The sequence below is a fragment of the Bacteroides ovatus genome, from assembly GCF_001314995.1.
In the GTDB taxonomy this organism is placed as follows: Bacteria; Bacteroidota; Bacteroidia; order Bacteroidales; family Bacteroidaceae; genus Bacteroides; species Bacteroides ovatus.
This window is the reverse complement of the sequence record NZ_CP012938.1, coordinates 2,968,464-2,981,274: the sequence shown is the minus strand read 5'-3', so window position 1 is coordinate 2,981,274 and position 12,811 is coordinate 2,968,464. Positions and strand designations below refer to the sequence as shown.

Below are 12,811 nucleotides of genomic sequence, written 5' to 3'. Positions count from 1 at the left end.
CTTATGATAACTATGAGGAATATATGGATAATGATGTTGGGGATATGCTTGTTTGGTTGTGGGGCTGGTAAACAGCCCCTTTCCTCACAGCTCTCTTTAACATGGAAACTGGAAAAAGATAGTGTGGAAGCCAGATATTTTAAGAATACATTCTGTTTAACGAATAACGGGAATAAATCCTTGGCTGATAATTGGGTGATCTATTTTAATCAGACACCAATTTATTATCAGCAACCTATTAATGCCCCGTTGGAAATAGAATGTATTGGTTCGACTTATTATAAGATGTATCCTACTGAACACTATCAGGCATTGGCACCGGGTGAAACAATCACTTTTACCATATTGAGCGAAGGAAATGTGATTAATGTATCTTCGGTTCCTGAAGGGGCTTATATTGTAGCTACCGATGAAAATGGGAAAATGTTGCAGCCGCAAAATATTCCGATTGAGATCGGACTGTTTACGCCCAATGCTCAATGGGTTCGTTCGAAGAATAGTTTTCCCTATGCAGGTGGAAATTATTTCTATAAGCAGAATGATGATTTCAGTAAACCGGTAGATTGTGATATGCTTTCTCTTTTTCCTGCTCCTAAAAAAGTGGAAAAGACGGGCGGTGTTTCTTCTTTCTCTCAAAAGGTTTGTTTGAAGTTTGATGATACATTTAAAGAGGAAGCTCTTTTATTGAAAAGTCAATTGACTTCATTATTAAGATGCAGCGTTTCTGATGAGGATGAACAAACAATCATTGAATTGAAGAAAATGGAGGTTCCTGTTCCCAGTCAATATCCTGATGAGTATTACGAAATCGTGATAAAGAATAACCGGTTGACTCTGAAAGCTAATGATGCACATGGCATATTTAATGCTTGTCAAACATTGCTTGCCTTATTAGATAACATGGAACTAACTTCTGCTCCGCTTCCTAATCTTCATATTACCGATTATCCGGACATGGAGCATCGGGGAATTATGTTGGATGTAGCCCGTAACTTTACAAAGAAAGCGGATCTGCTGAAATTGATCGATATATTGTCATTCTATAAGATGAATGTACTACATTTGCATTTGAGTGACGATGAGGCTTGGCGTGTGGAAATACCCGGATTGGAGGAATTGACAGAAATCGCTTCTCGTAGAGGACATACTACAGATGAACAGACATGTCTTTATCCTGCGTATGCTTGGGGATGGAATGAGACAGATACTACTTCATTGGCCAATGGATATTATTCACGAAGTGACTTCATGGATATTCTGAAATATGCGAAAGAAAGACATATCAGAATTATTCCTGAAATAGACATTCCCGGACATTCCCGAGCAGCGATTAAAGCCATGAATGCCCGTTATCAAAAATACATAGATACGGATCGGCCGAAAGCGGAAGAATATCTTTTGATTGATTTTGCGGATACTTCCCAATATCTGTCGGCACAAAATTTCACTGATAATGTTATCAATGTTGCCATGCCTTCCACTTATCATTTTCTTGAAAAAGTGATTGATGAAATTGTACGGATGTATCAGGATGCAGGAGTAGAACTGACAGCTTTCCATGTGGGGGGAGATGAAGTACCGGAAGGTATTTGGGAAGGTTCTTCTATCTGCCGTACTTTTATGCAAGAGAACGAACTGACCAATATACGGGATTTGAAAGATTATTTTCTGGAACAAATATTGGAAATGTTGGACAAACGTAGCATACAGGCAGTCGGATGGCAAGACATAGTTATGAATCCGGATAATACCGTGAACGAACATTTCAGAAACAGTAAGGTGCTAAATTATTGCTGGAATACCATTCCGGAACAGGGTGGAGATGAAGTCCCGTATAAGTTAGCCAATGCGGGCTATCCGATTATACTTTGTAATGTGGGTAACTTTTATCTTGATATGGCATATTGCTATCATGTGGAAGAACCGGGATTACGTTGGGGCGGTTATGTAGATGAATATGTGACGTTTGATATGTTGCCTTTTGATATTTATAAGTCTTTGCGGCGGAATTTGAAAGGTGAATCTGTTGATGTGAAAACAGCCTCAAACGGTAAACAGCCCTTAACGAAGGAAGGCTATCAGAATATCAAAGGTCTGTCCGGGCAAATCTGGTCAGAGACAATCCGCAGTCTTGAACAGATAGAATATTATCTCTTCCCAAAAGTCTTCGGATTGGCAGAACGTGCTTGGAATGCTCAACCATCGTGGGCATTATCGCCGGATGGCAAAATATATATGGATGCTAAGCGTAAGTATAATGCTGGTATTGTAGATTATGAATTGCCACGTTTGGCAAAGCGAGGAATAAATTTCCGTGTGTCTCCTCCCGGTATTATGATAAGGGATGGATTATTACTGGCTAATACTGCCATTCCCAATGCGGTAATCCGGTACACAACCGATGGTAGTGAACCTACGGAAAGTTCTGTAGAATGGCAAACTCCGATAGCATGCAATGCTCCACTGATAAAAGCAAAGGCATTTTATTTAGGAAAGGAAAGTGTAACTACTGTATTGATAAACGAATCATATTAAATGATATGTTAAACCCTCCGGAGAAGAAACTCTTTGGAGGGTTTTCTTATTAATTTTGCTTTTAATTCGAATATTTCTCTAAATTTGTGCCATTAACTCGACTAATACATTCATGGAGCACACTGAAACTTTAATAGTAGAGCAGTTGAAGATAGGCAACGAAGACGCCTATCAATACATCTATGACCGTCACTATGCCCTACTGTGCCATATTGCCAATGGCTATGTAAAAGACCAGTTTCTGGCGGAAACCATTGTCGGAGATACCATTTTTCATTTATGGGAGATTCGTGAAACACTGGAGATTTCCGTTTCTATCCGTAGCTATTTGTTGAGAGCTGTCCGTAATCGTTGTATCAACTATCTTAATTCAGAATGGGAAAAGCGGGAGATCTCATTCTCATGTCTTATGCCCGATGAGATAACAGATGATAAAATCATGGTGTCCGATTCGCATCCGTTAGGTACATTGTTGGAGCGCGAACTGGAAGAAGAAATATATAAAGCCATAGATAAATTGCCGAACGAATGTCGTCGCGTATTCGATAAAAGTCGTTTTGAAGGAAAATCATACGAAGAAATTTCTCAAGAGTTAGGCATCTCTGTCAATACGGTTAAATATCATATAAAGAATGCATTAGCATCTTTACAAACGAATCTAAGTAAATACCTGATTACTCTGCTTTTATTTTTTTTCGGATAAAAACGAAAAAAAGTCATTTTCTGACTACCCTCAATTAAAAATCTACTGTCTCCTTTATAGAACGCAGAAATATGGAAGAAGAAAAGAAACATATGGATGAATTGATCGTCACCTATCTCACAGAAGGTTTGGACAAAAGTGCTTTAGCCGAGCTGAAAGCATGGATCGCTGCATCAACTGAAAATGAAAATTACTTTATTCAGCAGCGGGAAGTCTGGTTTTCTGCCGTGAGCCGTGAAGCTGCGTTGAAATACAATAAAGATAAGGCCTTCCATACATTTAAGAATCGTATCGAAAGTCAGAAAGAAGTGGAGAAAACTTCCCGTCGGGGATTCCGTCTGTCGGCTTTGTGGCGTTATGCAGCGATTGTCACAGTCATACTTGCAGTCGGCTGTTTCTCTTATTGGCAGGGAGGTGTGGATGTAAAAGACACATTTGCCGATATCTCCGTAGAAGCTCCTTTAGGGTCGAGGACGAAACTCTATTTGCCAGACGGTACATTGGTATGGCTGAATGCCGGTTCACGAATGACTTATTCACAAGGTTTCGGGGTAGATAACCGTATGATCGAACTGGAAGGTGAGGGATATTTTGAAGTCCGGAGAAATGAAAAGCTTCCTTTCTTTGTAAAGACTAAAGATTTGCAATTGCAAGTACTGGGAACTAAATTTAATTTCCGTGATTATCCGGAAGATCATGAAGTCGTAGTATCTTTATTGGAAGGAAAAGTAGAACTGAATAATTTACTGAAAAAAGAGAAAGAAGCAGTTCTTGCCCCTGACGAAAGAGCGATATTAAACAAAACGAACGGACTGATGACAGTAGAAACAGTCACAGCCTCCAATGCCTCACAATGGACAGGCGGCTATTTGTTTTTTGATGAAGAACTTTTGCCGGACATCGTGAAAGAATTGGAACGTAGCTACAATGTAACTATCCGCATAGCCAATGATTCTTTAAATACCTTCCGGTTCTACGGTAATTTTGTTCGCCGTGAACAAAGTATTCAGGAAGTACTGGAAGCATTGGCATCTACGGAGAAAATACAATATAAGATTGAAGAACGCAATATAACTATCTATTAACCGGTTACCAGAGATTTATAATACTATGATTGTTTAACCTTAGAAATTGAAGAATATGAAGGAGGAATATAATACAGAATAGCCTTTAGTTTATTAAGGAGAGAAAAAATAAAACCGGAAGATCTCGAACATCTTCCGGCTCCTGATCTCTTCTTTCAACAACCCTCAAGAGTGAACATGTTTTCAAAAGAGATATTGCAAAGTTAGCAAAATACATCTCTTTTAAAACGAGTTATTCAAGTTTTAATTAAATAATTTGTTTATTTTATGAATTACAGGAAGAAGGCCATATTAATGGTCGTGGCTCTCTTTTGCCTTAACATAGCAATGCTAGCCCAGGCCGTTTCATTGAAAATGAATAATGTTTCAGTGAAAGAAGCAATGACGCAACTGAAGAATAAAAGCGGATATTCCTTCGTATATAAAGTGGGAGATCTGGATACAAAGAAAATTGTCAGTGTAAAGGCAGAGCAGTTGAATGAGGCTATCGATCAGATTTTGTACGGACAAAACGTTGTTTATGAAGTGAAAGGAAAGAACATTATTGTTCAAAAAGGACAACCCCGTCCGAAAGTTGTGAAAGGCGATAAGAAGCGGAAAATCACAGGTGTGGTGAATGATCTGAATGGTGAGCCTATTATCGGTGCTACTGTAAAGGAAAAGGGAGATGTGAATGGAACTGCGACCGATTTGGATGCGAATTTTACTTTGGAAGTATCACCGGGAGCAATATTGGAAGTTTCCTATATCGGTTATCAGCCACAAGAAGTGAAAGTAGGCGACCGGACAACTTTAGCGATTACCTTAATCGAAGATCAGCAGGTGCTGGATGAAGTGGTAGTAGTTGGATACGGTACCACCTCCCGCAAAAACCTAACCACAGCTATTGCAACCGTAAAGACTGAAAAAATATCGAAAGCTGCCAATAGCAGTGTAGCCAGTATGTTATTGGGACGTGCGGCAGGATTACAGGCTACGGTAAATAGCACTCAACCCGGAGGTGAAATTAATATTTCTATTCGTGGTGGTGGAAATCCTATTTATGTTGTGGATGGAGTAGTGATGCCAAATTCTTCTTTAGAAGTCGGGAGTGGTGAAACCGGATTGCCGGATGGCGTTAAGCGTGCAGCTTTGGCAGGTCTGAATCCTAGCGATATAGAATCTATTGAAGTACTGAAAGATGCTTCTGCAGCTATTTATGGTATTGGTGCGGCTGATGGTGTTATCCTGATTACAACCAAAAAAGGTGTAGAAGGAAAGCCACGCATTACTTATGAAGGGAGCTATTCTGTTCAGAAGCGTTATTCTTACGGCATGAATCGCTTGAATTCACAAGAATACATGAATATGGTCAATTTATTCGGAAAAGAAAACTATCTGTTTATTAATGAGCAATATCCTTATGGAAATGTGGGATATGACGGTAAATGGACTCCGGTATTCACATCCGAGCAAATAGCGAATGCAACTACAACCGACTGGTTGAGTTATGTGTTGAAGACAGGACAAGTCAATAATCAGAACTTGACTATTAGTGGCGGTTCAAAAACACTCCGTTATTATTTAGGATTAAACTATTACGACGAAGATGGAGTGGTTCGTAATGCCGGGATGCAGCGATACTCTTTGCGGACTAATATTTCCGCACAGTTGTTCAGCTTCTTGAAGTTAACGACCATAGCGAATTTGAATCATAATAAATACAGTAATTCTACAGTAGGAGGAGATACCGGTAATCAAGGAAACTCGGCAGCGGGATCTCTTTATACAGCGATGAATTATGCTCCTTATCTCGCTATATATGATAATATGGGAGAATATACCATATTCGGCAGGGAACCGAACCCACTGGCTGCATTGCAAATCCGTGATGGATCTAAACAAAGTAGCTACTATGTGAACTTTGCTCTTGACATTGATATTATCAAAGATATGTTGTCGGCTAAGTTGTTATATGGCGTGAATAAAGAAAATGGTAAACGCTCTGCCTATATTCCTAAAGACGTTTATTGGGGACTTGTTCGTAAATCAAGAGGGAGTCTTGGATATAATGAACGGCAGTATGAAACAATGGAAGGCACTCTTTCTTTCCGCCATAAGTTCTGGAATATGATAGACGTAAATGCTGTGGCAGGTATGGGACGCTATTTAGACAAGGGAACCGGGATGACCGTCTCTTACCAAAATGCAAATGATATGATTAATGATAGCAATCTGGCTGCTGCGGATGGGCCTTTCTCTCCTACTTCATATAAATATGAAAATGAGAAACGTTCTCAATTCCTTCGTGCCTCTTTTGATGTGTTGGACCGTTATGTATTAACGGGCACTTTACGGCGGGATGGAACAGATAAGTTCTTCCCGGATAAAAAATATTCGCTTTTCCCTTCTGCCTCGGTAGCCTGGAAAATGTCTAATGAATCGTTTATGCAACACCTTTCCTGGTTGAATCTATTAAAAGTTCGTGCCAGTTATGGTGTGACGGGTAGCGACAATCTTGGAACATCCTTATATGGTATTATCGGTATCTCCCGTGAAGACGTTAAGTTCTCCAATAGTGGTGTTACTTATGTACCTTATGCATTGCAAAGTGCCAACTACTCGGATGTGACCTGGCAAAAGACAGCGATGAAAAACATAGGATTGGATTTTTCAATCTTGAAAGATAAAATATGGGGAAGCCTTGATTTCTTTCGGAATGATGTGACTAACCTGTTGGGCACAGCTCCTACCTCTTTATTGAATATGTACGGTTATCGCCCTATAAATGGCGGACATTATAAACGGACAGGTGTGGAATTATCCTTAAACACCTTGAATATCCAGACACCGAATTTTAAATGGACCTCTTCACTGGCATTGTCTCATTATAATGCATATTGGATCGAACGGATGCCGAATTTCGATTATAAGAAATACCAGAAACGGGAGAATGAGCCGATGAGTGCTTACTACTATTACAAGACGGTTGGTGTCATCAATGAGGATAGAAGCAACATGCCCGATTCTCAACGCTCATTGCCTCGTGAAGCACAACTGCCCGGATATCCTATTATTGATGACCGCAATGGAGATGGCAAAATAGATATCGATGATATTTATATGGACAATACGTTGCCTAAAGTCTATTATGGTTTTGGCAATACTTTTACTTATAAGAATTTCGATTTGGACATCTATATGTATGGACAGTTGGGCGTGAAGAAATTTAATTCAACCCACGCCAGTAATTGTTCCGCTGCCAATTTAGCAAGCGGTACATTGGCCAGCAATCCTACAGATTACGCCTATGCTATTTGGAACTCACAGACCAATCCGAATGGCACAGTCCCGGGAATTGCTTCCAGTAAATCCGTAGCACTGCCCGAAAACGCTCCTATCAATACATTTTGGGAAAAAGCCTCGTTTTTGAGAGTTAGAAACATAACGCTGGGATATAACTGGGATACAAGGAAACTAGCTTTCCTGAAGGGAAATGTGCAGACTATTCGTCTCTTTGTCGATTTCCAGAATCCATTCACATTGACCAAGTTCGAAGGCGACGATCCGGAAATTACAACAGCCGCTGGTAATCTTGGTCACGGACAATATCCTCAATTGAGAGTTTATTCTTTTGGTGCGAAAATTTCATTCTAATTGATATAAAATGTAGAAATATGATGAAAAAGAAAATATTATTTCCAATACTGTCTTCCTTATTTCTTCTGTTTGGAAGTTGTGAGAATAATTTCGATGCACATATCTATGGCGATCTCATACAGGGAAAATATCCGTCCACAGAAGATGAATATGTTTCTTATATGATGACTTGTTATATTCCGTTCACATCGGTATTTACCTATCAGATCAACAGTGGCACAGGACAGCATGGTTTCTATATCGCTACCGGGGGCAATATTCGTATGTTCGACTCTACGTCGGATATAATGGCACCGGCCGTAGTGAAATGTAGTGATGAATGGCTCCGCCTTTCTCAGGCTAATTATGAAAATTGTTATTATTATTGGAGAGGTTGGGTAGACGATGCCAATAACCTGAATCATTTTCCTAAAACGGCAGAGGTAACTCGTTTTACAGAGATTATTGGTACGTTGGAAAAAGCTTCTGAAGACGTACTGTCTAAAGAAAAAAAGAATAGTCTGTTGGGAGAAGCCCGTCTGTGCCGGGGGATGATGCTTTACTACTTAATGCATATTTATGGTCCGGTGCCGGTGATAATCAATCCGGAGGATGTGTTTAATGAAGAAGCATTGGGAAATACGGTTCGCCCCACATTGACCGAAATGTGCGAATGGATCACAGACGATTTGGATTTTGCTGCCAATAATGCTCCGGAAACTACGTTGGAGAAGGGACGGTATACTCGTGATTACGCTCGTTTCTGTCTGATGCGTCATTGCCTGAATGAAGGAGGATATATGGATGGTTACTATCAAAAAGCGTTGGATATGTATGAGGCTTTGAAAGGAAAATATTCCTTGTTTAAATCGGGAAGCAATCCATATACAGACCTGTTTAAAAATGCCAATAAATTTAATAACGAAATTATAATGGCAGTGAGTTGTGATCCAAATGCTGATGGAAATCCCAAGAACGGAAATGCGAATGTTCTTTCTTGGCTGGTGGTTCCTAATGAAGCATCTGCAATGGACCCGACAGGAAACCGTACTCCTTTCTATCCACAAAATGGCGGTTGGAATGCTTTTTACAATGTAGCTCCTAAGTTCTATAACACTTTTGAAAAGGACGACTTACGCAAAGAGGCCATCCTTACAGAATACTGGACAAAAGATGGAATAAAGGTGACAAAAAATGATATTGGGGTGAAATGGGATGGGTTTATCTGCAATAAATTTCCAGTGGAAACGCCTGGCACTTTTCAGGGAACGGATATTCCTTTGGCTCGGTGGGCGGATGTGTTGCTGATGTATGCCGAGGCGGAAGTTCGCCTATCGAAAGCAGCACCCACAGCAAGTGCGATATCAGCAGTGAATGAGGTACGTAATCGTGCCGGACTAGGTAATTTATCATCTGACGATATATCATCTGCAGATGCATTTCTGACTGCCATACTGAAAGAGCGTGGACACGAACTATTTTATGAAGGATGTCGTAAGATTGATTTGATTCGTTTCAATCGTTATGCACGTGAGACAGCCGGAATGAAAGGTACTGTACCTACTAAGCAGTATATGCCTCTACCCAATTATGCCGTAGACCAAGCAGCGGAGAATGGCAAGAATCTCGTCCAAAACTATGAAAGACCAGATTGGAAAACAGACAAAAATGCAGCTGGTGGAATCTAAGAAAATGATTTTTATTCAATTAAATAACAAATAACATGAAATATATGAATTGTCTAATATGTATGCTAATGATATTTGCCGGATGGGGATGTTCGGACGATACGATACAAGAAAATAAAGAACCGATGGTAGCTACTGATGGCGGATACTTGTTTGCTCATATGACTGATGAAAATTATGCCCGTTTATTTTATTCAGTGTCACGTGATGCGTTTCATTGGGAAACATTGAATAAAAAGCGAATCGTGTTGCCGGACTATTGCGGCCATCCGGATATTTGCCAGGGGAAAGACGGTGTCTTTTATATGATTGGTGTACAGCCTAACACGGGGATACCTATATTGTGGTCATCTTCTGATCTGGTAATCTGGAAGAGTGATAAATTGAAAAAGTCTATATTTAATAAAATATCAGATTTGGGGTATAAAAATGAAGAAACCTATTACGGAGCTCCAAAAATGTTTTATGACGAGACTAGTGGACAATATATCATTACCTGGCATGCCGGTAAAACAGGCAATGACGGGGAGCCATCAGAATGGAAGACGAAACGTACCTTTTATATTTTGACATCGGATTTCAAGACTTTCACCGACCCGAAACATTTGTTCAATTTTACGGGTAGTGACGAAGACATGGCAACCATTGATGTGATTATTCGTAAAGTGGGTGATGAGTATTGTGCTCTCATCAAAGATGAACGCTGGCCGGAAGATGCTCCGGAAGTAGCTAAAACGATTCGTATGGCAAAGTCGAAGACATTGACAGGACCATACACCAATCCGGGAGCTCCGATTACTTCATTAAGTGTGTGGCACGAGGCCCCTATACTCGTTCCTACAGTAGATGGTGAAGGATTTTTTCTCTATGCAGAGCGCTATCCGAAGCAATATGACATGTTTAAAGCTTCTTCGATAGACGGTCCTTGGACTGAATGTTATTTTCAAGGTCCCGATGCCCGTCACGGATGCATTGTTCGAGTGAATGAGAAGGTTTATCAAGCTATTTTAAAGGCTTACAAGAAATAAAAAGGACAAATATATTATGAAGAACTATTATATTGTAATATTATTACTTATTTCAGTCTTCGTTGTATCCTGTACGGACAGTGTGGAGAAATATGATAACTGGCCTGAATGGAAAACACAAGACCCGGTCACAGTGGCCGGAGAAAAAATGACCGAGACATATTATACTCATTATGTAGGGAAAAAACTTCATTTGACAAAGGCGGCGGAAGTCGATTTTACAGGATTCGACGCGTTAGAGTTTGCTTTACAACCCCAGTTCTGGGAATTTATGTCGGATACGAAAGCACGTTTTAAAGGCGAAACCGGGGAATATGATTTAATCTATGATGCGACTAATGAATTGCTTTATGTAGAACAACCGGAGAAAGAATATCCCGACGCTCTCTACCTGATAGGCGCTAATCTGGGACATCCCGGTGCTGGCAGAGTCATTTCTGCTACATGGAATCTGGATACACCCGATAATGGGATGACTTGCTGCCGTGTGTCAGACAATGTGTTTGAAATATCAATCTATCTGGCAGAGAATTTTGGTTTTAAACTTTTCAGACATCATGGCTGGGGCACTCATCCAGAGATTGAGATTTGGGCTCAAGACCTTACTTTAGATAAGCCGACATTGGTTCAGGGACTATCTTCCGGTGATTTTGTGGCGGGGCCGTTATTCCAATCAGGTATCTATCGTTTGACGATAGATATGGGTACTCGCACCTTCTCCATGCAACCGCAAAGTGGGCAGTCTTCTGACATGAACTTCATTGTTAATGGTCAGGAAATGGGTATTCTGCCCGGAGTCCCTTCTTTTCTGGGAGTGAAGCTGAATTTACAAAAAGGAAATGTACTGAGTTTTGAGAATTTCGGTGATATCAGCGCAATGATTCAACCTGATTTCTTTGAAAATGCTACTGAAGACCAAGCCGTTTTCCGGGGAATGAGTGGAGAATATAATCTATACTATGATCCGGGTAATAGATTGATTTATGTTGAAAATATCCAGTCGGAATTTCCCGATGCTCTGTGGACTTGTGGAAGCGGATACGGCCATCCGGCTGCTGAAAGCGTAACAGCTCATGGTTGGCAATTCAATACAGGTGACTCCTATCAGTGTGTGAAAGTGGGGGATGGTATTTTCGAAACAACCTTATTTCTGGATAATGATTTTCATCTGTTATTCTTTAAGAAGCGTGCGGACTGGGGTACAGGCATTGGAACCCAGATACTCGATCCGTTACCGGCTAATCTGCTGGATAAGCATTATCAGGTTTCAAATTTGAGTAGCATAGGCAATGGACATTTTACTGGTGACCTTATTCCTGGTAAGGATTTTACTCCCGGAGTGTATCGTCTTCGTATCGACATCAATAAAAAGGTTATTGCAGCAGTCAATAAGATGAACGAAGGCGACGTTAAATCACTTGAATTTAAAGTGAATGGTAAACTGATGCAGCCAAACGGAGCCTCTGATTTATTGGAAGTGGAACTCGCTTTGACACAGGGGCAAACAGTTACGTTTGAAGGATTCTCCTATTTGGGATATATGCTTCAGCCGGAGTTCTTCGAACGGGTCGACGGACAATATAAGTTTAGAGCTGTCAGTGGAACTTATCGCATCAGTTATCGCTCGGATAGAGAATTTATTTATGTAGAAAGAACAGACAAGACAAACTATCCGGATGCGATGTGGCTTACCGGAAATGGTTTCGGGCATCCCAAAACAGACGGTAGTATATGGAGTTATCTGAGTGTGGATGATACCGGATGGGGATTTGCTACTCCCGGGCAATATCTTTGTTGTGCTAAAACAGGTGACGGAATCTTTGAAACAACCTTCTATTTTCACGCTAATTGGGGATGTGTGGCTTTCTATCAGGGAAAACATGTGACTGGAGCCTGGTATTATGCTATCAAATCTTCCGAAGTAAATATTATTTCAACAGATGGCTCCTTTGGACGTGCATGGGGATATGATGCTGACGGAGGGAATGATGTTAATTTTGGAGCTACAATTAATAACATAGATAGCCAATATGGAGTATATCATCTGAAGTGGGATATGAATACAAATACGTGTACCGTTACAAAACTATAGAGTAGGAATTTTTATACAGAAATAGAAAGGTCGGAAATGTAGAAGTACCGGCCTTTCTTTAT

Annotated in this window: 7 protein-coding genes; all 7 read left to right on the top strand. The window is 40.3% G+C overall.

All coding sequences use genetic code 11. The features are described 5' to 3' along the window. Positions 1–3 precede the first annotated feature (3 nt). The 7 genes from Bovatus_RS11875 (at position 4) to Bovatus_RS11845 (ending at position 12,749) form a co-directional block, all read left to right on the top strand. Positions 4–2,535: a family 20 glycosylhydrolase gene (locus Bovatus_RS11875; protein WP_004298963.1), complete on the top strand. Its 2,532-nt coding sequence runs from the start codon at positions 4–6 to the stop codon at positions 2,533–2,535. A gap of 112 nt (positions 2,536–2,647) precedes the next feature. After that, the gene (locus tag Bovatus_RS11870; RefSeq protein WP_004298965.1) at positions 2,648–3,238 is read left to right on the top strand and encodes an RNA polymerase sigma-70 factor; all 591 of its coding nucleotides are present in this window, start codon (positions 2,648–2,650) and stop codon (positions 3,236–3,238) included. A 71-nt stretch (positions 3,239–3,309) separates the two neighbouring features. Beyond that, positions 3,310–4,323, top strand: a complete 1,014-nt coding sequence (locus Bovatus_RS11865) for a FecR family protein (RefSeq protein WP_004298967.1) — start codon at positions 3,310–3,312, stop codon at positions 4,321–4,323. Between the two features lie 267 nt (positions 4,324–4,590). Then, the gene (locus Bovatus_RS11860; protein WP_004298971.1) at positions 4,591–7,959 is read left to right on the top strand and encodes a SusC/RagA family TonB-linked outer membrane protein; all 3,369 of its coding nucleotides are present in this window, start codon (positions 4,591–4,593) and stop codon (positions 7,957–7,959) included. 23 nt (positions 7,960–7,982) lie between these two features. Further along, positions 7,983–9,629: a RagB/SusD family nutrient uptake outer membrane protein gene (locus Bovatus_RS11855; RefSeq protein ID WP_004323726.1), complete on the top strand. Its 1,647-nt coding sequence runs from the start codon at positions 7,983–7,985 to the stop codon at positions 9,627–9,629. A gap of 35 nt (positions 9,630–9,664) precedes the next feature. Continuing rightward, positions 9,665–10,657, top strand: coding sequence for a glycoside hydrolase family protein (locus tag Bovatus_RS11850; protein ID WP_004323727.1), 993 nt, complete (start codon positions 9,665–9,667; stop codon positions 10,655–10,657). A gap of 16 nt (positions 10,658–10,673) precedes the next feature. Then, positions 10,674–12,749: a DUF5125 domain-containing protein gene (locus tag Bovatus_RS11845; RefSeq protein WP_004298977.1), complete on the top strand. Its 2,076-nt coding sequence runs from the start codon at positions 10,674–10,676 to the stop codon at positions 12,747–12,749. Positions 12,750–12,811 lie beyond the last annotated feature (62 nt).